18 protein-coding genes, 1 pseudogene and 1 other annotated feature are annotated in these 21,714 nt (G+C 52.3%); of the genes and pseudogenes, 5 read left to right on the top strand and 14 right to left on the bottom strand.

Annotated features, from left to right (window positions below):
* The first annotated feature begins 60 nt into the window (after positions 1 to 60).
* Positions 61 to 654, top strand: a complete 594-nt coding sequence (gene cyaB / locus JW953_22405) for a class IV adenylate cyclase (protein MBN1995457.1) — start codon at positions 61 to 63, stop codon at positions 652 to 654.
* Between the two features lie 22 nt (positions 655 to 676).
* Here cyaB and JW953_22400 read toward each other — a convergent pair whose 3' ends face one another.
* From JW953_22400 to JW953_22385, 4 genes are all read right to left on the bottom strand, one after another.
* Positions 677 to 1,795 carry an aminotransferase class V-fold PLP-dependent enzyme gene (locus tag JW953_22400; GenBank protein MBN1995456.1) on the bottom strand — a complete coding sequence of 373 codons (1,119 nt, stop codon included), beginning with the start codon at positions 1,793 to 1,795 and terminating at the stop codon, positions 677 to 679.
* Between the two features lie 96 nt (positions 1,796 to 1,891).
* On the bottom strand, positions 1,892 to 2,278 hold the full coding sequence (locus JW953_22395; protein MBN1995455.1) for a response regulator: 387 nt from the start codon (positions 2,276 to 2,278) through the stop codon (positions 1,892 to 1,894).
* Positions 2,279 to 2,335: 57 nt separating this feature from the next.
* Complete coding sequence (locus tag JW953_22390) at positions 2,336 to 2,872, bottom strand: GTP-binding protein (protein ID MBN1995454.1); 537 nt, start codon at positions 2,870 to 2,872, stop codon at positions 2,336 to 2,338.
* Between the two features lie 251 nt (positions 2,873 to 3,123).
* On the bottom strand, positions 3,124 to 5,907 hold the full coding sequence (locus JW953_22385; protein MBN1995453.1) for a PAS domain S-box protein: 2,784 nt from the start codon (positions 5,905 to 5,907) through the stop codon (positions 3,124 to 3,126).
* A gap of 227 nt (positions 5,908 to 6,134) precedes the next feature.
* Here JW953_22385 and JW953_22380 point away from each other — a divergent pair, with 227 nt between their 5' ends.
* From JW953_22380 to JW953_22365, 4 genes are all read left to right on the top strand, one after another.
* On the top strand, positions 6,135 to 7,094 hold the full coding sequence (locus JW953_22380) for a hypothetical protein (GenBank protein MBN1995452.1): 960 nt from the start codon (positions 6,135 to 6,137) through the stop codon (positions 7,092 to 7,094).
* Between the two features lie 109 nt (positions 7,095 to 7,203).
* The gene (locus JW953_22375) at positions 7,204 to 7,776 is read left to right on the top strand and encodes a VTT domain-containing protein (protein MBN1995451.1); all 573 of its coding nucleotides are present in this window, start codon (positions 7,204 to 7,206) and stop codon (positions 7,774 to 7,776) included.
* A 111-nt stretch (positions 7,777 to 7,887) separates the two neighbouring features.
* Positions 7,888 to 8,166, top strand: a binding site (T-box leader).
* Between the two features lie 113 nt (positions 8,167 to 8,279).
* Positions 8,280 to 10,985 carry a valine--tRNA ligase gene (locus JW953_22370; protein MBN1995450.1) on the top strand — a complete coding sequence of 902 codons (2,706 nt, stop codon included), beginning with the start codon at positions 8,280 to 8,282 and terminating at the stop codon, positions 10,983 to 10,985.
* A gap of 21 nt (positions 10,986 to 11,006) precedes the next feature.
* Positions 11,007 to 11,762 carry a DUF1624 domain-containing protein gene (locus JW953_22365; GenBank protein MBN1995449.1) on the top strand — a complete coding sequence of 252 codons (756 nt, stop codon included), beginning with the start codon at positions 11,007 to 11,009 and terminating at the stop codon, positions 11,760 to 11,762.
* A 136-nt stretch (positions 11,763 to 11,898) separates the two neighbouring features.
* Here the strand turns inward: JW953_22365 and JW953_22360 are convergent, their stop codons facing one another.
* The 10 genes and pseudogenes from JW953_22360 to JW953_22315 all read right to left on the bottom strand — a co-directional run bounded on the left by JW953_22360 (position 11,899) and on the right by JW953_22315 (position 21,678).
* Positions 11,899 to 12,969, bottom strand: a complete 1,071-nt coding sequence (locus JW953_22360; GenBank protein MBN1995448.1) for a hypothetical protein — start codon at positions 12,967 to 12,969, stop codon at positions 11,899 to 11,901.
* Positions 12,970 to 13,029: 60 nt separating this feature from the next.
* On the bottom strand, positions 13,030 to 14,247 hold the full coding sequence (locus tag JW953_22355; GenBank protein ID MBN1995447.1) for a LysM peptidoglycan-binding domain-containing protein: 1,218 nt from the start codon (positions 14,245 to 14,247) through the stop codon (positions 13,030 to 13,032).
* Between the two features lie 90 nt (positions 14,248 to 14,337).
* Complete coding sequence (locus JW953_22350; protein ID MBN1995446.1) at positions 14,338 to 15,384, bottom strand: uroporphyrinogen decarboxylase family protein; 1,047 nt, start codon at positions 15,382 to 15,384, stop codon at positions 14,338 to 14,340.
* 54 nt (positions 15,385 to 15,438) lie between these two features.
* Complete coding sequence (locus tag JW953_22345) at positions 15,439 to 15,744, bottom strand: hypothetical protein (GenBank protein ID MBN1995445.1); 306 nt, start codon at positions 15,742 to 15,744, stop codon at positions 15,439 to 15,441.
* Between the two features lie 4 nt (positions 15,745 to 15,748).
* Positions 15,749 to 16,756 (bottom strand): SDR family oxidoreductase, encoded by a 1,008-nt coding sequence (locus JW953_22340; protein MBN1995444.1) that lies wholly within the window; start codon positions 16,754 to 16,756, stop codon positions 15,749 to 15,751.
* Between the two features lie 13 nt (positions 16,757 to 16,769).
* A pseudogene (locus tag JW953_22335) lies at positions 16,770 to 17,938 on the bottom strand (PD40 domain-containing protein).
* A gap of 12 nt (positions 17,939 to 17,950) precedes the next feature.
* Positions 17,951 to 18,286 carry a cupin domain-containing protein gene (locus JW953_22330; protein MBN1995443.1) on the bottom strand — a complete coding sequence of 112 codons (336 nt, stop codon included), beginning with the start codon at positions 18,284 to 18,286 and terminating at the stop codon, positions 17,951 to 17,953.
* Between the two features lie 19 nt (positions 18,287 to 18,305).
* Positions 18,306 to 19,292, bottom strand: a complete 987-nt coding sequence (locus JW953_22325; GenBank protein MBN1995442.1) for a mannonate dehydratase — start codon at positions 19,290 to 19,292, stop codon at positions 18,306 to 18,308.
* 34 nt (positions 19,293 to 19,326) lie between these two features.
* Positions 19,327 to 20,316, bottom strand: coding sequence for an aldo/keto reductase (locus JW953_22320; GenBank protein MBN1995441.1), 990 nt, complete (start codon positions 20,314 to 20,316; stop codon positions 19,327 to 19,329).
* Between the two features lie 336 nt (positions 20,317 to 20,652).
* Positions 20,653 to 21,678 (bottom strand): dipeptide ABC transporter ATP-binding protein, encoded by a 1,026-nt coding sequence (locus JW953_22315; GenBank protein MBN1995440.1) that lies wholly within the window; start codon positions 21,676 to 21,678, stop codon positions 20,653 to 20,655.
* Positions 21,679 to 21,714 lie beyond the last annotated feature (36 nt).

Below are 21,714 nucleotides of genomic sequence, written 5' to 3'. Positions count from 1 at the left end.
GTTAATCTCAAGCCGGAGGTAAAAAAGGGAGATCGGCCAAATTTCTTCCCATAATTTATAATGTTTGAAGTTGAACTGAAAGCTCGTGTGCATCAGCCGGAGGTGATCAAAAAACGGGCGGCAGCGTTGGGTGAATTTGTGGGCGAGTTTTTCAAAGAGGATGTGTACTTTAGACGATGTGGCGATACCAACCCGGTGCCCCCCAAACGTTACCGTTTGCGCCGCGAAGGAAAGAACGCGGTCGTCACTTTTAAGCAACCGGTGGCAGCGGATGGCGCTGAAGCCAATGAGGAAGTGGAATTTGCGGTAGATAAGCCGCATGCCTTTTTTAGGTTTGCCAACCATTTTGGCTTTGAGCCATTTGTGGTCAAGCGGAAAAAATCGCAAGTTTACCAGGTGGGCCGGGCGCATATTGAGCTAAACAAAGTTGAATATTTAGGCCATTTTGTTGAAATTGAAATTTTATGCGCTAATAAAGCCAATATTCCTGCCGCCGAAGCTGAAATTAACACCCTCCTGGAGCGATTGGGCCTGTCTCAGGCCGACCTTGAGCCACGTCTTTATCTGGTTCTGCTTCAGCAGGCCCATCCGGTGCGGTATCGTTTTATTGATAACCCATCACTCGACTGGCCATTTGAGGAAACGCCCCGCTAAGTTTATGAGGGCAAGGGGGACATCATTCCAGAGCCTGGCGAAGGTCTTGGATGAGATCGGTCGCATTTTCCAGGCCAATGGATACCCGTAATAAATTCTGCGGCGTTTTTGTGCCCGCTGCCTCAATAGAGGCGCGGTGCTCAATGAGGCTGTGCGGGCCGCCAAAACTGGTGGCCCTGGTGAATACACTCACCCTGGCCGCCACGGCCATTGCTTCGGCCTGTCCACCCTTAACCTGGAATGAGAACAGCCCGCCAAACCCCGCCATCTGAGCGGCAGCAATCGCGTGTCCCGGATGTGTTTTCAGGCCGGGATGATGGACCCGCTCAACCGCCGGGTGAGTACTGAGAAAATGCGCCACTTGCAGGGCATTTTCGGCCTGAGTGCGGACGCGATAGGGGAGGGTCTGGATACCCCGCAGTGCCAGCCAACATTCAAACGGCGAAGGCACTGCGCCGCCCAGGTGTTGAATATGCCGGATTCTCTGCCAAAACTCGCTATCGGTTTTGGCCACCACCACGCCGCCCAAGATGTCGCTGTGCCCGCCCAGGTACTTGGTGGTGGCGTGGATCACCAGGTCGGCGGCCAGGTCAAGGGGGCGCTGCAAAATGGGGGTGGCAATGGTGTTATCGCAAACCAGGTAAGCATTCGAGCGGTGAGTTATCTCGGCTATGGCCCGAATGTCGGTGATTTTGATCAGCGGATTCGACGGAGTTTCGATCAATACCAGTTTGGTGTTAGCCTGCATTGCATTTTGCACAGCGGTAAGATCGGTGGTATCCGCAAAAGTTACAGCCAGGCCCCAGGGCATAAAAACGTCTGTCAGCAATTTGCGGATGCCAAAATAGAGATCGGTGGGGGCCATCACGTGGTCGCCCGGCGAGAGCGCCTGAAGAATGGTCATCGTTGCTGCCGAACCGGAAGCAAAAGCGGCGGCGTCGCTGCCCCCTTCTAACGAAGCCATCACTCGCTCCAAAGCATCCCGGTTGGGGTTACTACTGCGGGAATAATCGTAGCCGTGGGGATAACGTCCATCGGGTTGTCGTTCAAACGTTGTGGACAAATGAATTGGCGGCGTTATTGCTCCTGTGGCCGGGTCAATTTGATGACCGGCATGAATAGCTTGAGTTTCTATATTCATCATTTTCCTTTCAAAATTTGAACTGTTAGGGTCAGCATTTTTCTCGTTCCCAAACTCCAGTTTGGGAACGAGAGTAATTTTGGCGAAATAAGGCTTTTAGATTTTGGGGAGCGTACGGGGATGCTGAATGACGTATTTAATCTGTTCAGCCAGGGTATTTACGTCCAGGGGTTTGCCAATAAAGTGATCATAATTTACTTTTTTCCCTTCTGGTTGGCTGTCACTGGCTGAAAAAATGATTTTGGGGATAGATCGGGTCTCGTGGCGGCTGTTAAGAATCTCAATAACTTCATAACCATTAATATCGGGCAAATGAACATCTATCAGGAAAACATCGGGCAAAATTTCCGCAGCCAGATCTAGCCCTTGCTGCCCGGTGGCTACCGCATGCACCTCAAAGCCCTCAAAACTGAGGAATCGTTCAATCAACACTCTATTATCGCAATTATCGTCAATATATAGGATGGTATATTTCTTTTCCATATCAGTTACAGGAGCCGCGTTATTTGAGTTGATGGAAACAAAATTTATCCGGCGTGGTTAGCGACTTTTCAGGGCAAAATTTACCCCTATCGTCCCTAATTTTTCAAACATAGTCTCCACATTATAATTGGTTTTGGCGCTGGTTTCAATGTAATCATACCCATTCTCTCTGGCCCACCTGGCAATCTTGTCAACCGGCACTTTTTGGGGCAGGTCTATTTTGCTGGCCACTACCAGCACTGGAATATTGGGCGCTTTGGCTCGACACTCGCGCACCCAATTGGGCAAGTGTTTAATTGTTTCCGGCTGGCTCACGTCAAAAACCAGGGCCATCGCATGGGAGCCGAGATAAAAACTTTCCCGGACCGCCGACCACTGGGGCTGGCCGGCCAGGTCCCAGGTATGAATTTTCACCCGGCCCAGGCCGGGCACCCGGGTTAGTTTGGTATGCGTGTCCATGCCCAGGGTCATATGGTGTTGTTCGGTAAATTCGTCAAATACATACCGACGCAATAAACTGCTCTTGCCCACAGCCCCGTCACCCGCCAGAATTACCTTTACATGAAAAAGCACCTCTTCTTTGTCATTTTTCATTTTGACTTTTATCCAGATTTAGCTTTGTTAAGATATTCACTTTAATCTTACAGAACTTTGCTGCGCTTTCATATAGCATATTTTACCCAATATCATGGGCAATTTTTTATTGCGACAGAGATTCAATTTTTACGAGGTGAGGGTTCAACGCGGCTCAAGAGTTATAACATAACACTCCCCGGCTTTGTCCGCAAATAATAACAAGCCCCAAGAGCAAGCGTAACCGGGCGACGTTATTTTGGGACAAAGTTTTAACCCGCATCCAGGGTCTCGCGCACTTTACGGGCTAAAGCCTCTGAGGAAAAAGGTTTTTCCAGAAAAGCAATGCCTGCTCCCAAGAGCCCATGTTGGCTGAGGGACTCGTTGGCGTAACCGGAGATATAGAGAACTCTGAGTTTAGAAAACATTCGGACCAGCCGTTCGGCTAACTCACGGCCACTCATCTCGGGCATGATCACATCGGTGACCAACAAATCAATCTGGTCGGCATATTGTTGACTTATTTGCAAGGCTTGTTTGGCTTGACCGGCTTCTAACACGGTATATCCTTGCTTCTCTAAAAATTTGCGGGTGACTAAACGTACATTGGCTTCGTCTTCTACCAGCAAAATTGTTTCTGTGCCTTCCAGGGAGGTCACCGGCACTGGACGAGGCCCGATCTCTTCTGATTCTGCTATTACCCGTGGTAGGTAAATTTTAAAAATCGCTCCTTGGCCCAATTCGCTGTAAACCCAAATGTAGCCCCCGTTCTGCTTAACAATACCATAAACGGTTGATAATCCCAAACCGGTCCCTTTACCAGATTCCTTGGTGGTAAAGAACGGCTCAAAGATATGTGACTGTGTGTCTGCATCCAAGCCAACCCCCGTATCTGTTACGGCCAGCATAATGTAGGGGCCGGGGGTGAAGTCAAGATGTTGTTCGGCATAAGTTTCATCCAGATCAACGTTAGCCGTTTCAATGCTTAGCCTGCCGCCTTGGGGCATGGCGTCACGGGCGTTAACCACTAAATTCAACAAAACCTGTTCCATCTGCCCTGAATCTGCTTTAACCATCCCTAATGTTGGCTTGAGCTTGATCTTTAATTCAATATCCTCACCAATCAACCGGCGCAACATTTTCTGCATACCGGTTACCACGTCGTTGAGATTCAAGAATCGTGGCTGCGCCGATTGGCGACGGCTGAAGGCCAATAACTGGTGGGTCAGTACTGCGGCTCGCTCCCCTGCCTCTTGAATTTGCTGGATTTCCCACCGCACCGGGTCCTGGGGATCGAGATAACGTTGCAACAAAAGCTCACTATGGCCATTGATGACGGTTAAAATATTATTAAAATCGTGCGCAACCCCCCCGGCCAAACGGCCAATGGCTTCCATTTTTTGCGATTGGCGTAGTTGTTCCTCCAACTGTAAAACGCGCGTTACATCTCGTTGAAGCGAAACGTAATTGGTCACCAGGCCACCCTCGCTGCGAACTGGGGTGATGGTAGCATCCACAGTATAAAAAACACCATCCTTCTTTTTATTAACAAAACGCCCGTGCCAAACCCGACCGGTGGAAATTGTAGCCCATAATTTTTCATAAAAGGCTGCTTCTTGTTTGCCGCTTTGCAGCAGGCATGGATTCTGCCCAATTACCTCGGCACGACGATAACCACTCATCCGCTCAAAAGCGGGATTGACATAAACTATTTTACCCTCGGTATCGGTGATGATCACCCCATCTACGGACTGCTCAATAGCTGTGTTCAGCCGCCGATGCTCTTGGTTGAGCCAGGCCCGGGCCAGCGCCCCGGCCACCTGGTCGGCTACACTCCAGGCCAGATTAACTTCTGCTGTTGAAAAAGAGCGGGGTTGAATGGCATCCAGGCCCAAGCTGCCCATCACATTTCCATTCACAATCAACGGAACAAGCAGAAATGAAACAACATCATGTTTTCGGATAAATTCATCGCCTTGAGCCAGGCGCGGGTCGTTGGCGGCGGCATCTACCACCAATGGCGTTTGGTAGTTGAGTAAGTAGTGAAACAACGGATTATCAGCGACGGGGATGGTCTGATGCAAAACTGAAGGCCGGCCTGCGGCGGCATACTCGGCCACAATCACGCCGGCGGTCTTACCCTCATTAAGCAACGTGGCCGTGGCCTGGGGCACGTCAAAAGCCAGGGCTAACTCGCGGCAGGCTGTTTCCAGAATAGCCTCCGGTTCCAGGCTTGTCACCGAAGCGGCAATCACCTCATTGAGCAGAACCAACTCTCGATTACGGCGTTGCACTTCCTCTTCCACCAGTTTCAGTTCGGTGATGTCCCGAGAGACAACCACCGCATGCGTAACCGTTTTATGGCCGCCGTCATAAGGGTAATAAACCACGTCGAAACAGCGCCGGCCCAGATCGACGATTTCAAACCAGCCATGATAATGCACCTCTGCCCCGGCCAAACACTGGTCTAAGGCCGGCTTGATTTGGGATAGATACCGTTCCCGGCCCCAAACATTGGCCACGGTTTCACCAATCATTTCGGCCCGGTTTTTGTGATGGGCCTGGCAATAGGCCTCGTTGACCGCCACATAAGTGTGGTTGCGGTCAATCAAGGTCATAAAATCTTTAGACGTGTTGACAATAAATTCGTGTCTTTCACTATCCTTAAGCTTTTTTTCAACCATGTGCCGGTATAGGGCCATTTCAATGGTAAGCTGTAATTCCCTGGCCGCAAACGGCTCCAGCACATAGTCAAACGGTTCAGCCATTCGCGTCTGTTGTAAAATCTGGTCGTTAACCTCCGGGGCCAAAAAAATTGCGGGAATACCAAACCGCTCTCGGATTTGCCCGGCCAGGCTATCCGCCTCACCTTCCAGCCTAATATCCAATAATACCAAATCTGGCTCAGTCTTGATTATCTCTTGAACAGCTTCCGCCCCAGAGGAAACAATCGTCGGCACAACATACCCCAAATCCTTTAAGCTCTGCTCAACATTCTGGACAATAATTCGCTTATCCGCGACGATCAATATTTTCCTTAACCTTTGCTCGCTCATAAGCTATGGCTCTCTTCCGACCAGCACTTTGTGGTCAAATATAATGTATCACAGGTTAAAGAGTAGGGTCAATAGGATTTTTGATTGGGCCGGCCCCTCACGGCAAGATGTTTCAAGCCCCCTGCTTTTTTGGGATTTTGTAAGCCCCAAAGGGCTATAGAATCATTGACTCCAGGCCAGGCTTATGGTAAATTTTATATTATGTAAATTCACTACAGGTTTCAAAATTGCCGGGTTTTATCTCACAACGTTGGAAAATCATTTTAGGAGCCATTATCGTCATTGACCTGGTGATAATGGGGGGGGCGGTTTACTTTTTTACCTGCACCGATCTGGTAACCGCTTCGTCCGTCTCCCCCCCCATGGTAGCGTTTGAGCCAAGCCCCACGGCCACCATCAAACCCTGGGCCGGGCCGCCGCGACCAATACCCACGGCCACCCCCCTTATGCTGCCGCCCACGCCCGTGCCCACCAATGTGTTAGCCGAAAGCGGTTTCCCGGCCGGTTTTACCCCTACCCCCCGGCCAACCCGCGAACCTGTTTATATTTTGTTGCCGCAACTTTATCCTATGGGCGGCAGTTCTGTTGATGCGCCGGAGGTCAACCAGGTGCTTTACCCTGAGCCGTTTTTTGCGCCGGGCACTAACAGCGCATGTGGGCCGGTGGCCCTGTTTGCCGCAGCCCACGCCTTGGGCGTTAGTCCTGATTATGGCCGTTTGCGTGATATAGCCGTAAACAATGGGTTTAATGCTTCGGGCATTTCTACATGGGGCATGGTAAACACCATCGCCACGCTCAACAATGAACTGGGCCAGCCCTTTACTATTGAATACAATCACCATTACCACCTCAGCAACCTGACCGGCCATCTGCGCCAACAAGGGGTGGCTATTGTGTTGGTGCACGTGCGCAAAGAAAATGGACGGTACCGCCTGACCACTGAAAATGCGGGGTCGGTGGGCCACTTTCTACTGGTTGAAAGCATCAGCGTGCGCTCAAAAAAGGTAAAATTTGCCGGTTCTACCCTGGGTATGGCTGAGGTGTCGCTCCAAGATTTTATCCGGTCATGGACCAACAATCCCGACGCTACGACAGGGATGAATTTTTCTCTAAAAAACGACCCGTCAACCGGGTGGGCTTTGATTCTCAAACGCGCCTCCCAAGAGCCTTCAGATTTTGGCCAATAAAATTGACTTAGAAGCCGTTCATGGTACATTAACGCATACTATCATTACACCCCAGTAAGGAATCTATACCCTGACCGAACCAATCACAGCAATTGAACCTTTACCATCCATGCCCCCAGCTAGACAACGTCGGCGCTTGACCTTTTGGCAAATTCTGGGCCGGGCGATTGCCGTTCTATCCGCCCTGGGCATTACTGTGGCCATTGTGCTGCTGGCCCCCAAAATCCAGGAATATCGGAGCACCGGCTATTTTGCCGTTTTTCTCATCAGTTTGATTGCCAACGCCACCATTATTTTACCCGTGCCTGCCCTGGCTGTTACCTTTAGCATGGGGGCCACGTTACATTGGCCATTAGTGGGTCTGGTGGCAGGTATTGGCGAGGCCCTGGGCGAGTCAACCGGCTATTTGGCCGGCTACGGGGGGCGGGCCGTTATTGAAAACCGACAATTGTATACGCGCATGCAGTACTGGATGGAAAATCACGGCATGCTGACCGTTTTTGGGCTATCTGCCATCCCCAATCCCCTGATTGACCTGGCCGGGATTACCGCCGGCGCATCGGGATATGGCTTTCATAAATTCCTCTTTGCCGCCTGGTTGGGCAAAACACTGAAAACCATGATCTTTGCCTGGGCCGGCACCCAGTCCATAAGCTGGCTGAGTTGGTTTTTGCTGGGCTAAAGTTTGGCCCTGATTTCTCCCGCAAACCGTTTGACATCCCGCCCCTGGTCGGCTATACTATGCTCATCTATGGGGGACAATGGTGATTCCCATGGTGCCCTTTTTTATTATTAAAGGACTACGAACAGGAAGAGTAGGCAGTCTGAGACTGTCAGAGAGGCAGGGTTAATGAGCTGCGAGCCTTGCCCCGTCATCGCTGCTGAAGGTCGCCTGGGAGTCGAGTAACTGAAATGCTTATAGTCGCGGCAGATTAAGTTATTCCGGGTTCGCCCGTTAGCGTGATGAAAGAGGCTGGAAATTTAGCCGTTAGCTCGTGAATTTTGGGGTTCCGGTTATAAAATCCGGCAATCAAGGTGGTACCGCGAAAAGGTGATCCCTTTCGTCCTTGAGGATGAAAGGGTCTTTTTTTTACAGCCGGACCCCCCGGCCGCCGGAGATGATTCTCCGCCGGGTCGCAGCCGGGGGCCGGCGGGCAAACATACATTCAATACGGAGCAAAAAATATGTCTGACCAGTCACCCCCCAATTTGCTTATTGATCCAAACAATATGGCCAAAGCCTACGATCCCAAATTGTTTGAAGAACCACTCTATAATTGGTGGGAGAGCAAAGGCTACTTCAAACCGGAGATTGCCGGAGAAAAGGCCCCCCCCTTTGTTATTGCCATGCCTCCCCCCAATGTAACCGGGGCCTTACACCTGGGGCACGCCATCACCGCTTCAATTGAAGACCTGATGATCCGCTATCACCGCATGCATGGCCGGGCTTCGCTCTGGATTCCGGGTTCCGACCACGCCGGCATTGCCACCCAACTGCAAATTGAGCGCACCCTGCACGAAGAAGGCACCAGCCGCGCAGAAATTGGCCGCGAAAAATTTTTGGAAAAAACCTGGGCCTGGAAAGAGGAGTATGGCGGCAGAATCACCCGGCAGCATCGCCGCCTGGGCGCTTCGTGTGATTGGGACCGGGAGCGCTTTACTATGGACGAGGGTCTCTGCCGGGCCGTGCGCGAAGCCTTTGTGCGGTTGTATGAAAAGGGCCTTATTTACCGGGGCGAATATCTCATCAACTGGTCGCCTGGCCTGCAAACGGCGGTGAGTGATTTGGAAGTGGAGTATACCGAAGAACAAGGCTACCTCTACTATTTTAAATATATGCTCACCGAAGCCGACCGGGCCGAAACTGGCGTGGAATACATCCCCGTGGCTACCACCCGCCCCGAAACCATCCTGGGCGATACGGCCGTGGCCGTCCATCCTGAAGATGAACGCTACACCCACCTGGTGGGCAAACACTGCCTGGTGCCGGTGTTAGGCCGCGAAATCCCCGTGATTGCCGACCCGTACGTTGACCTTGAATTTGGCACCGGCGCGCTAAAAATTACGCCCGGCCACGACCCCAACGACTTTGAGATTGGCCGCCAGCATAACTTGGCCGTTATCAACATTCTCAATAAAAACGCTACCATGAATGAAAACGCCGGGCCATATCAAGGCCAGGATCGTTTTGAGTGTCGCCAAAATCTGTGGGCCGATATGGAAGTCGCCGGGCTAACGCTCAAAACCGAACCGCATCGCTCCCCTGTGCCGCGCTCACAACGCGGGGGGGAAATCATTGAGCCGCTGGTGTCAACCCAGTGGTTTGTGAAAACCAAACCCCTGGCCGAGGCTGCTCTGCAAGCCGTGGCCGATGGCCGGATAAAAATTATCCCGGAGCGTTTCACCCGTGTCTACAACAATTGGATGGAAAACATCCGCGATTGGTGTATCAGTCGCCAACTGTGGTGGGGCCATCGCATCCCGGTGTGGTATTGTCAGGACTGCGGCCAGATGACCGTGACCCGTGATGACCCTACTCACTGTGCCCATTGCCACAGCCAGCATATTGAACAAGACCCGGACGTGCTGGACACCTGGTTTAGCTCCGGCCTGTGGCCCTTTTCCACGCTGGGCTGGCCCGATGACACGCCCGACTTGCGCCGCTATTATCCCAACGACGTGATGGAAACCGGCTATGACATCCTCTTCTTCTGGGTGGCCCGCATGATTATGAGCGGTCTAGAATACGCTGGCGACATCCCTTTCCACACCGTTTACTTGCACGGCCTGATTAGGGATGAACACGGCAAAAAAATGAGCAAGAGCGCGGGCAACGTGATTGACCCCCTGGAAATTATGGATGAGTACGGCACCGACGCCCTGCGTTTTACCCTGCTCACCGGCTCAACGCCCGGCAACGATATGAATCTGTCCCTGGACCGCATTGCGGCCAACCGCAACTTTGGCAACAAAATTTGGAACGCCACCCGCTTTGTGGTCAATAATCTGGGCACCGCGTTTCAATCGGGTGCGGCCACCTGGAACCTGTCCGGCCTGACCATGCCCGACCGCTGGATATTGAGCCGGTTGAACCGGCTTATCCAGGATGTAACCCGGCTCATTGACGATTACAATTTTGGCGAAGCGGGCCGTCAACTGTACGACTTTTTCTGGAGCGAATTTGCCGATTGGTACATTGAAGTGGCCAAAGTTCGACTGCAAGGCACGGACGCCCGCGCCCAGGCTACGGTGCGCCGGGTTTTGGTTCACGTGCTGGATCGTTCTTTGCGGCTGCTCCATCCTTACATTCCGTTTGTTACCGAAGCCGCCTGGCAGCACCTGCCCCACGATTATGAAAGCCTGATGATTGCGCGCTGGCCGGGGCAATCGTTTACCGGCCTTGACGAAGAAGCCGAGGCGCAGATGTCCATCTTGATGGAAATCATTCGGACCATCCGCAACGTTCGCGCTGAGTACAACGTTGAGCCGGGCCGGCGCATTATTGCTTACATTGCCGCCGGCGAATACCAGGAGATGCTGGCCAATCATCAAGAAATTCTTATTAACCTGGCCCGCCTGGACGCGGACGCCTTACACCTGGTCCCCGGTCTGGCTCAAAAGCCGGAGCAGGCGGTGGGTCAGGTTATCAGCGGCGGCATTGAAATTTACCTGCCCCTGGCCGGCATGATTGACCTGGCGGCAGAAAAAGAGCGGCTCCAGAAAGAACTGGCCCAACTGCAACAACGAATTGCCGCAGGCCAGGCCAAACTCAACACCCCAAACTTTGTGCAAAAAGCCCCCGCCGAGGTGGTTGACCGGGAGCGTGAACGGCTGGCCGACTTTGAGCTACAGGCGGCCAAAATTCAGAGCCAGTTGCAGGACTTGGAGTGAGCAGCAAAGGGTGAAGAAGCAGTGCCAACAATCAACAAGTCGTCCAGGCTTTGGGAAATAGATACACTTCGCGGCATGGCTATTGTGTTAATGGTATTTTACCATTTTATATGGGACTTGCACTACTTTGGCCTGTACCAGACCAACATGCTGGTTGGACCCTGGCAAAGTTTTGCCCGCTTTATTGCCACCATTTTTATTGGGGTGATGGGCGTATCTTTGACCCTCAGTTACAACCGGGCCAAACGGCAGACCGGTCAGCCCAAGCTCTTTAGAAAGTTTTTCCTGCGGGGGGTCAAAATTTTTGGCTGGGGTATGCTCATTACCGCCGCTACCTACTTTTTCATTGGCCGGGGTTTTGTGATTTTTGGAATCCTGCACCTGCTGGGGTTGTCGATCATTCTGGCCTATCCGTTTTTGCATTGGAACAGGTGGGCCAGTTTTATAGCCGGTTTAGTGGCCATTGGGCTGGGAATTTATGTAGATTCACTGGTTGTGTTTTATCCCTGGCTCATCTGGCTGGGCGTGAAACAGGCTGGCGTGGCGATGGTGGATTATTATCCGGTATTGCCCTGGTTTAGCCTTGCCTTGTTGGGTGTATTTGCCGGCTACACCTTCTATCCCCAAGGTGGGCGCCGGTTTGACCTGCCGGATTTTTCTCAGGTTGCGCCCAGCCGCGTTTTGCAATTTTTGGGCCGGCACTCGCTACTGATTTATCTCGTTCATCAACCCATTTTAATTGGCCTGTTTTTGATGCTTGGGTATGGTTCTTTTTAGGCCCTTTCATGGATGTGGGGGAACAGCAAAAGAGGCAGCCCTTATTGGCGCTGCCTCTTGTATGATTTAGCCGTTTGGGATTACGGGAACGACTTTCCGGAAACAACGGCAACCTTGCTTCACTGCAAATCAAACTTTAATAGCTCCACTTGGCCCGATAAATAGCGCCGGCTGCCAGAAGCAGCAAAACAAGTAATGCGCCCCAAAAAGGGCCACTGCCGATAAAGTTTGCAGAGTCACCCTCGCCCGTTGTTGGCAGCGGCTGGTCAATTAAGGCCTCTTCAGTTTCCGGGCTGCCCACGCGGGGAGAGGGGCCAACCAGGCTCAAATCATCAAGAGTATATTGGACCTCGCCCGGATCCGCCCACTTATTCCAGGCTCGCACAAACAAGGTGATTTGCTCCGAGGTTGAGGTGATGGTGGTGGCATACTCCAAAAACTTTACTTCGGCCGAGTTCAACAATTGTTCGTCCCAGGGTAACTCAATCCAATCTGTCTCGGGAATATTTTGCCAATTGTCGTCGCCGCTGTGGTCAACGGCATATTGCATGCGGTAGCCATAGCTACTTTGATTAACGTCGGCAAAGCCGGTGCGGATCTGGCCGTGGAGGGTTACGCTGTAGGGTTCATTGGGGACAATGTTCACCTGCTGGAAGATACCGGCATAACGGTTTGGCTGCGTAGCCTGCGCCAAAGTGATTCTTTGGGCGGCGGAACCACTTTTTATGTAGGGGATAGCCGTTTCCCTGGAAAAATTAACAGCCACACTATCGGTTTGAAAATTCTGCCACTCCAGGGCAACTCCTTGGGCATCAAATCCTTCCTCAAAGTCCCCATTCTTCAGTAAATCTTCAATGGCCCCCGGAGAGATAACCGGGAGTAACTCTGTATCGGACGGTTGTTTAGTGGGTGTGGGGATTGCCGTTGGCTCCTCCGTAGGTTCGGCAGTAGATTCTTCTGTTGGAATTGGCGTCTCCTCTATAACTACCAGGGTGGGGGTCGCCGTTGGCTCTTCGGGGGAGGCAACAACTTCTGGACCTTCAGTAGGCGTAACAGTGGGTGTGGGGGTATCAACAACCACTTCATCGCCATTGGTCAAAAGTAGATTATACACCAGAGCGCCAACCAAACAGAGCAAGGCCAGCACAAACAGGCCCAGCAGGACAATTCGGAACAACCCTCTAGGATTCTCTTTTATGGCTTGCATAAGCGTTCTCCAAACAATACTATCCCGCGGCGATTTTTAGCCTCGCCACACCCTGTTCATTTACCGGCCCAACGGAACAATGACGATTTGCCCCGGATTTAAAGTGGCGCCGGGGCTTAAATCATTTGCTTGAGCCAGGGCCGTAGTGGTCAAGCCGCATTGGCGAGCAATACCGGCCAACGTATCGCTGGCCTGAACCTGGTAGGCATTAGGCCCTGCCGTAATTTGTCCCAGAGGAATGAACAAGCCCTGACCGGCAATGACCATGTACTCGGGGCTAACTCCATTGACCATAGCCAAATCTTGTATAGCTAAACCATAATACCAGGCTATGCCCGAAAGCGTATCGCCGTATTGAACCAGGTAGCAAAACCCCAGGGTCACGTCGGCTGGAAGTGGCTCGTTGGTGGGCAGCGGAGTTGGAGTGTCGCCCGGCGCAGGCGGGGTAGGTCCCACAATGGTTACTTCAGCCACGTCCTGGCCGGTAGCATTGCAATCATCCGTTACCGTCAGGATGGCCAGGTAATTTCCCACACTGGTATAGCCATGAATAACCGCTTCGCCTGTTTCCGGGGCGCTGTCATCGCCAAAATCCCATTTGTACTGGATGATTGTTCCATCCGAATCAACAGACCCGGTCGCCTCAAAAGCGACAAATGCCTGGCCCTTGCCCATCATGGCGGTATACGGCCCGTTGGCGTTGGCCACAGGCGGGCTATTGTTCTCACAGCTTTCGGGCGTAATCGCTACGGTTGGGCCGGTTTCGGGGGTTGGAGGTGGGGCCAGGGTGGGCGTTGAGGTAGGGCCTGGCACCGGCTCAGTAGTAGGTGTCGCTTCACCGGGTTCCCCGGTTGGTTGGAGAGGCTCTTCCGTTGGTTGGACTGTCGCTTCGGTTGGCGGGACCGGTTCGCCGGTCGGTTCAGTGGTAGCCGGAAGTTCGCCGGTATCAGGGGTAGGAAGTTCTTGAGTGGGCACAGGCTCGGTGGTCTCTTCAGGAGCAGCTTCGGTGGGGATTGGGGTGGCGGTATCAAGAACCGGCGCTATGGTAGCGGGTTCGCCGCCGCCAGGAATCACGTTTTGCACTTGGGCCGGCAGGAAACTAACGAGCGTACCTCCCAAGAGGTTTGCCCCGCCATAACAAACCACACACAGCAGCACCAGGATCAATAAAACCAATAAGATGATTCGCAGGGGACTGCGTTTTTTGGGAGGGGCCTCCTCTTCAGCTTCCATTTCAGTGTCATCATACGTTTCGTCAAAATCAAAGTTAGCAGCCATAATCCCACTCCTTAAATGGTTATGTAATTTTTGGGATTATGAAAAGTATACCATAATACTACAAATTATGTCAACAAAGGTTGAGTTTTGTCACTTATTGTGGTCCTGCGACCATTCAAGAGCCGTTTTAGCCAGGGCTGCAATGTTTTCGGGTGGGGTTCCCGGCGAAACTCCACCACCAAAGGAGAGAATCATTCCCCCGCCAGGCGCAACTTTATCAAGACATTCCTGAGCCGCCTGGGTTACATCTGCCGGGGTGCCCCGCACCCCCACATCCAGGGGGGGAACATTGCCCATCAAGGCCACCCGATGTCCCATTTTGGCCTTCACCTGGGCAATGTCTGTTTTATGACTGAAATTGAACACGTCAAAATTAGCCTCGGCCAAACTGGCCAACAGGTGGGGGCAGGGGGTGTCGTTATGGTAAATGCGTAGCAGTCCCTCAAACTCATCAAAGATACGGCGTAAATGTGGCTGAATAAGTTCTTCATAATGCTGCTGAGAAACCATGCCCACAATGTCATCGAGCAACAGGATGCCTTCCGGTTGTCGGAGACAATCTAACTGGGCATGCAGCCAGCGGATAATGGTGGTGGTGACGGCATTTAGAATGCGTGAAACCCGATCCGGGTTGACGGCAAATCCCATCAATAATGGCGTCATCCCGGCCAGCCACGAGGCGACTGTCATGGGGCCGCGGGCACAGACCATTTTGATGCCCAGCCCTTCGGCTTGCAGGCGTTCGTCCATCACCTGGTACAGGCGGAGGATCAGCGGCATCAGCCCGTCGGTTTGTGGATTGGCCGGTTTTACGTTGGCCCAAAAAGAGAGGTCGGTGACTACCGGCTCAATAGAGGGAGGGCTGTCGGTGTGGAATTGAAGTTTAACGCCAAAGGCGGAGGGTTCGGCGACCATGCCATATTCCAGCCAAAAGCCGGGAATCCAGACCACATCGGGGAAACGCTCCAACAAACCCAGGTTGATCTCCAACCACTTATCGGGAAAGAGGTAATAATCCCGCGTGTCAATGCCCGCGTAGCCGGGCAGCCACGGGCTATCAACAATGAGGGCCACCGGAACCTGTTCAGGCTGACCAAGTTGAGCGGCTACTTTAAAATTTTGCCAATTTGAAGCCATAATTTTTTTCTCCAAGTACGTTTTTTGAAAGGGATGTATTGGTAAAAGTAATAGCTATGCCCCAAAGCGCCGATAGCGCTGAACAATTTCCATCATCGCAAAAATATTCTCGTCGGGCGTGCCATCATCCATATTGATGCAGCAAACACCTGCCTGCGCCAATGGGCCAGCCGCCATCAGGAGTTTTTCCGTATCGTTGGCAATCTCTTGCGGGCTACATTGCAGCATGCGTACCGGGTTGAGACGCAGGTTGAAGAAAACGTCGGGCAGCGCCTCCCGACACCGGGCCACGTCAGACCCCCAACCTACATCAAAAAAAGTGGCCGGTAATTGGGCATACACCGGGGCAAGACGGTGCATGTTGTTACCGCAATGGTGAATGCCGTTTCTCCGGCCACACTAACTCATACGCCGCAATTATTTTATCTACCAGGCGGTTATAATCCTCGTCAATGGTTTGACGGGCCGGGTCGGCATCGTGCCAGGCCATTATTTCCTCGGCGCCGCGAGAAAAGGGAATAGTGGCAGAAAAATCGGGCACAAGGCGTTTGATTTTGGTATTGTCAAAGATCATGCTGTTAGTTTTATCGCCTAAAAGACTCGCGCCCCACTCCGGATCATAAGCCGCAATACACTCCGAGGGGATATGGACCAATTTGGCCTCAACCCCGGCGGCGCGGGCCAGGATTTGATGAATTTGGTTCCAGGTGAGCACCTCGTCAGAGGTGATGTGGAAAGCTTCACCAATGGCGTGGAAATTACCCAGCAGGCCCACAAAACCTTTGGCAAAATCTTGGTGATGGGTTAACACCCACAGCGAAGAGCCATCGCCGTGAACAATAACCTTTTTGCCTCTGCGCATCCGGTCAATGGTGGTATAGCCGCCGGTTGGTATTTTGGTTTGATCATACGTGTGCGATGGGCGGACGATGGTGATGGGAAATTTTTCGGCACGATACGCTTGCACCAGACTTTCTTCACAGGCAATTTTATTTCGCGAATACTCCCAATAAGGATTATCCAGCGGGGTAGATTCGGTGACCGGCAGGCTGGTCGGAGGCGTTTGATAGGCCGAGGCCGAACTGATGAATACGTATTGGCCCGTGCGTCCCCGGAAAAGTTCCAGATCGGTTTCGATGTGCTCGGGGACAAAGGCAATCCAATCTACCACCACATCAAACACTTCATCCCTGAGAACGCTTTCCACCGAGGCTTTGTGGCGAATATCGCCGCGCAAAACGTGGACGCCTTCAGGGATGGGGCGTGAGGTTTGGCCTCGATTTAACAGATATAGTTCAAGGCCACGTTCTACGGCCAATTGCGAACACGCCGAACTGATTACGCCTGTACCGCCAATAAACAGCACTTTCACGCTTTTACCCTCCTTATGGTTCAATCAAATAAAGGTTGACTTTTCCCCCGTGGTCGGACGCATACAGAATGCGCCTGCCGTCCCAATCCCAGGTGGGGTGACAGTGACTGCTTTGCGTATGCCACGACGTTTTGTGATGGCACAACACCTCGAGTGAAGGTTCTGCGCCGGAGATGTTGATCAGGACCAAATCATCCACATCATCCCCCACCAAAACGGTGTTATCCGGGTTAGCATGATAGTGGTTGCAGTAGTAGGGCATATCAATCTTTTTGACCAGCCTGCCGTGGCGGTCAACCAGCCCCACAAAAGGAATCATCGCATTCTCATTAACCGCCACCTCGGTCGCTACCGCCTGGGTGCGATCGGAGGTGATGGTGCCGTCGTGGTTGGGGCCGCGATTATCAAAAAAAACGTAGCCGTCCCGGGTCCAAAATTCGTGCCCAATAGAGTCTTCTTCCTTTTGACGGAAACAGGGTTTGGCTTGGCGGGAGACAAAATCAAGGAACCATATCCGCTGCGTCACCAGGTTCCACGGCCCTTCGTGGCAATAGATGCCCAGGGTGCTGTCGTCCGGGCAAAATTGGAAATGGCCCACCTGTGGTGGGTGTCTTTAAGTGCGTCAAACCAACCGGAGCCATCCAGGTAAGCTAGGGTAATCCGGCCATCTTTAATCAGGTAAAAATTATCCTTAAAGCCGGTATAGTTTGGCCCGCGGGCAACGCCAACCTGCTCGTTGCGGCAAAAGGCAATATAACGCCGGTTGCGGCTGATAGAGGGTATGCCCAAGTTATAGTTTTCGCTTTCCTCGTAAACCACCGAAGTTTCCCCGGTGGCGGGGATAAGCTTTTTAACCTTGTTGCCGGTCACGTAAACCACAATCTGGCTATCGGGGGTTTTGCTTATGTAGCTAACGGGGCCGGCTTCATCCGTCAGTTGCACAATTTCGCCCGTGTCAAGGTTCATGCTAAAAAGATTGTAGAGGGGTCTCTCGTGGGGCGCTTTGTCTTCGCCCGAAGCGCGGTCGGAGCGGAAAATGATTTGATTTTTGGCGGCGTCAAACGAGTTTTCGGTAAAGTAGAGATGCACATTGTTGCCGGTTGCGGTCAATTGTTTAATGGAACGCCCGGTTTTTTCATCGTTGAACTCGCGGAACTCGGACTGCCATGTTTCACCGATCATATTGAATCTCCTCTATTTTAAAAAATCTTCCCGGATGGGGGTAAAACAATCCACCAAGCGCACGTGCTCGGTTAAGCGTTGAATAGTGTGGGGCTGCCCCGAAGGGACCAGAAACACATCCCCGGCTTTCAGGTGGGTTGGCTCATCTGCCAGAAAAAAGATGATTTCTCCTTCGGCCACGTAACATACCTGTTCGTGCGGGTGAGCATGGGGTGGGTCTGGTTCAGACGTGGGGCCGTCGTCAAAATCAATTACCACAATCATTAAGTTTTTAAGATGAGCCAACCGGCGCTCTACTTTTCGGGCAATTTTTTCGGCGGGAGTTTCATGATATTTTAGGATGGTCATTTGTAGCTCCTGCTAGCTTTTATTCGCTGTTTAACTCGGCTTCAGCCCGTTCAATCAAGGCCCGCATGTAACCAATGGCATAAGCTGTGCCGCCGCCCTGGGCGTATGGTCCGGTAAATTGGGGTGTATGGTCCAGGATCATGGTGCCATCATAGCCAATTTCTACAAAAACTTTCATCACCTGAGACATATCCATGTAGCCGTTATCCAGGAAGGTTTCCACAAACTCAGGCAGCGGCGCGCTGACGTTGCGGAAGTGAACAATGAAAATTTTTCCTTGCGCGTGAAAATAACGGATAGCTTCCAGCATATTGCCAAAATCATCGCCGCCTTCCAGCCAGCAGCCGGTGCAAAACTCCATGCCCAGGTAGGGGCTATTGGCAATTTCAAAGGCCCGTTCGTAATCCGTAAAACTGTGAATCAAGCAGGGGATACCACCCAAGGCTGGGGCCGGCGGATCATTGGGATGCAGGGCCAGCCGCACACCGGCCTCTTCGGCCACCGGCAGAATGTGCCGGATAAAATAGGTGAAATTCTCCCAAATTTCGTCCCCGGTATACGTCCGGCCATGCGTCAGGGGACGGCGTTTCATTTCGGCCAGGTCAACTCGGCGGGTGACTGCGCCTCGCGTTTGGCCCGGCGTTGAACTCCACACCTGTGAGGGTTCCCAGGTGAAAGTGGTGGTGTGAATGCCGGCCCGGCCCAGGTTGCGGATAAAAGTTTTGAATTCGGCAATAACTTCATCCCGGCCCGGCAGAGCCAAATGGATTTTATCAGATTTGGCTATATCGTAATTCCCGGCATTGTACAAGGTCAAACCTGCCTTGGCTACCTTTTCCCCCAAATTGGCCAGAAATTCGTGATCACGCTGGTGCGCTTCCACCCAGGTATACACATAGTTCAGGCCAAGTTGTTTGGCAAATAATAGTTGGTCTTGCTCCGGTTCGGGGTCAATGAACATTGACAGTTTTATTTTTGAGCTGACTTTTTTCTGCGCCTGGTTCATAAAAAATAACCTTTCCTTCGGTTTAATTTAATATTTACCGGAATCTGGAAGTTGACTGCCATATATCCGGGTTGGGGCCTAGCTTCTGTTTAACTTCTTCTGTGGCCTCGTTCAATTCAGCGATGATGTCCGGCGCTAGGGCCAGGTTTACCGCTTTAACATTCCGTTCAATCTGGCCCGGGTGGCGGGCGCCAACAATGATGGACGTGATCCCCGGCTGGTGTAGTAACCAGGCCATTGACACATTGGCCATCGGTTGCTCAATCTTCTGGCTAATCCGGCGAATTTCCTCAATGGCGGCAAATGTTTCCGCTTCACAGCCCGCTTCACTGTGGCGGGAGCGGGGCCGGTTTTTGGAAAAATGCCGCGAACGCGCCCGACCCTCGGGCACATCGTCGGGCGAAGCGTATTTGCCCGTAAGCAGGGCTTGCATTAAAACACTATAGGGCAAAATCCCGATGCCTTCCTCAATGCACTTCTGCCTGACTTTAAACTCAATCGCCCGCCAGAGCAGATTGTAAGGAATTTGGTTGGTTTCGCTTCGGCCCGTATTTACCAGTTCGGCTAAATCTTGCATGCCAAAATTACAAACACCAATGGCCTGCACTTTACCCTGATCGCGCAGTTTTTCCAGAGCGGCCCAGGTATCGGCCAGGGGAATGGCGTGGTCGCGCCAGTGAATCTGGTACAAGTCAATATAATCGGTCTGGAGACGGCGCAGGCTGTTCTCGCATGCTTGTTGCACCGCTTCAGGCAATAGATTTTCTCGGCCCACTTTGGTGGCAATAACGGCCTTGTTCCGACGTCCTACCAGGGCGCGACCGAGAACTTCTTCCGAATAGCCACGCCCATAACCCTCGGCCGTATCAAAAAAATTAATGCCAACATCCAAAGCCGCATGCACGGTAGCGATGGAATCGGCCTCATCCTGCGGCCCCCACAGGTCGCCGCCGGCAAAGGCCCAGCAGCCCAGGGTCATTGTTGAGACAGTAAGATCGGTTTTGCCAAGCTTTACGTATTTCATTTTAACTTTTTACTCCTAACTCTAATTGTTTTCTGCAAGGGTCTGCTTATTTGGGTGGCATTTTGCGTAAGCAATAAAAGGCGAAATTCGGTGCACCACGGTGAATAGTGCACCGAACCCGCCCGCTCTAAGGAGGACGTACGCCAGCCAGGGTTTCAGAACCTGCGCTGATGGGTACGCTAAGGAGACTCTATAGATATTTTTTACCCCCCGGTGTGGGCCAATCAAGCATCGAACCTGGAGTTAAAGAACAAAAACAACCGGGTTTAGGAACAAGAAATTGTTGTACCACTTTAGGCGCGCCGATAGTTGGCCCACTTTCAGGTTTGGATCGTCTCAGTCGGTGATGCCCACCAGGCTCAGTTTATCTACCAGATGACAGGCAGCGTAATGGTCCGTGCCCACGTCAATTTCGCGTAGCTTCGGCTCCTCTTCCGAACAGATGGCTTCGGCGTAACGGCAACGCGGGTGGAATTTACAGCCGGGCGGTGGATTGGCCGGACTGGGCACATCGCCCTCGAGCAAAATCCGGTTGGACACGTGCGACGGGTCGGTGCGCGGCACGGCCGAAAGAAGGGCCTCGGTGTAGGGATGAAGAGGGTTGGCATAGAGTTCTTCCGCCGGGGCCGTCTCCACAATCTTACCCAGGTACATCACGGCCACCCGGTCGCTGATGTGTTCCACTACCGACAGGTCGTGCGCGATGAAGAGGTAGGTTAGCCCAAACTCTTTCTGCAAATCTTCCAACAGGTTAAGCACCTGGGCTTGAATGGATACGTCCAGGGCCGAGACCGGTTCGTCGCACACAATCAGTTTGGGTTGCAGGGCCAGGGCGCGGGCAATACCGATGCGTTGTCGTTGCCCGCCGCTGAAGGCGTAAGGATAGCGGTTCATGTGTTGGGCTTTGAGACCCACCGCTTCAAGCAGTTCCCGGACCCGCGCTTTGAGTTCGTTGCCTTTGACAATGCCGTGAATCTGCAACGGTTCGCCGACAATATCCAGCACAGTCATCCGGGGGCTGAGCGAGGAAAAGGGGTCCTGGAAAATAATTTGCATATCGCGGCGTAAAGCCTTCATGTCTCTGGGGGGAATATCGGCGATGTTCACCATATCACCATTACGCCGAAACATCACTTCGCCTTCGGTGGGGTCAATGGCCCGCAGGATGAGCCGTCCGGTGGTAGTTTTGCCGCAGCCCGACTCGCCGACCAGTCCCAATGTTTCACCTTCGCGGATAAACAGGTCAATCCCATCCACCGCCTTGACGTAGCCGACAACTTTTCGAAAAAAACCTTGTTGAATGGGGAAATATTTTTTCAGGTTATGAACTTCTAATAAGATGTTGCCTTTTTTTGCTGCCATATAATTTCTTCCAAATCCTATTTTGATTAATCATAC

The organism is Anaerolineae bacterium, from assembly GCA_016931895.1.
In the GTDB taxonomy this organism is placed as follows: Bacteria; Chloroflexota; Anaerolineae; order 4572-78; family J111; genus JAFGNV01.
Note: the sequence above shows the minus strand (reverse complement) of the source record. Positions and strands in the feature narration are given on the sequence as shown.

What these genes read in the sequence shown, in the direction of transcription:
- cyaB (MBN1995457.1), top strand. Translation starts at nt 61, where the DNA reads ATGTTTGAAGTTGAACTGAAAGCTCGTGTGCATCAGCCGGAGGTGATC.
- JW953_22400 (MBN1995456.1), bottom strand. Translation starts at nt 1,795, where the DNA reads ATGAATATAGAAACTCAAGCTATTCATGCCGGTCATCAAATTGACCCG.
- JW953_22395 (MBN1995455.1), bottom strand. Translation starts at nt 2,278, where the DNA reads ATGGAAAAGAAATATACCATCCTATATATTGACGATAATTGCGATAAT.
- JW953_22390 (MBN1995454.1), bottom strand. Translation starts at nt 2,872, where the DNA reads ATGAAAAATGACAAAGAAGAGGTGCTTTTTCATGTAAAGGTAATTCTG.
- JW953_22385 (MBN1995453.1), bottom strand. Translation starts at nt 5,907, where the DNA reads ATGAGCGAGCAAAGGTTAAGGAAAATATTGATCGTCGCGGATAAGCGA.
- JW953_22375 (MBN1995451.1), top strand. Translation starts at nt 7,204, where the DNA reads ATGCCCCCAGCTAGACAACGTCGGCGCTTGACCTTTTGGCAAATTCTG.
- JW953_22370 (MBN1995450.1), top strand. Translation starts at nt 8,280, where the DNA reads ATGTCTGACCAGTCACCCCCCAATTTGCTTATTGATCCAAACAATATG.
- JW953_22360 (MBN1995448.1), bottom strand. Translation starts at nt 12,969, where the DNA reads ATGCAAGCCATAAAAGAGAATCCTAGAGGGTTGTTCCGAATTGTCCTG.
- JW953_22355 (MBN1995447.1), bottom strand. Translation starts at nt 14,247, where the DNA reads ATGGCTGCTAACTTTGATTTTGACGAAACGTATGATGACACTGAAATG.
- JW953_22350 (MBN1995446.1), bottom strand. Translation starts at nt 15,384, where the DNA reads ATGGCTTCAAATTGGCAAAATTTTAAAGTAGCCGCTCAACTTGGTCAG.
- JW953_22345 (MBN1995445.1), bottom strand. Translation starts at nt 15,744, where the DNA reads ATGCACCGTCTTGCCCCGGTGTATGCCCAATTACCGGCCACTTTTTTT.
- JW953_22330 (MBN1995443.1), bottom strand. Translation starts at nt 18,286, where the DNA reads ATGACCATCCTAAAATATCATGAAACTCCCGCCGAAAAAATTGCCCGA.
- JW953_22325 (MBN1995442.1), bottom strand. Translation starts at nt 19,292, where the DNA reads ATGAACCAGGCGCAGAAAAAAGTCAGCTCAAAAATAAAACTGTCAATG.
- JW953_22320 (MBN1995441.1), bottom strand. Translation starts at nt 20,316, where the DNA reads ATGAAATACGTAAAGCTTGGCAAAACCGATCTTACTGTCTCAACAATG.
- JW953_22315 (MBN1995440.1), bottom strand. Translation starts at nt 21,678, where the DNA reads ATGGCAGCAAAAAAAGGCAACATCTTATTAGAAGTTCATAACCTGAAA.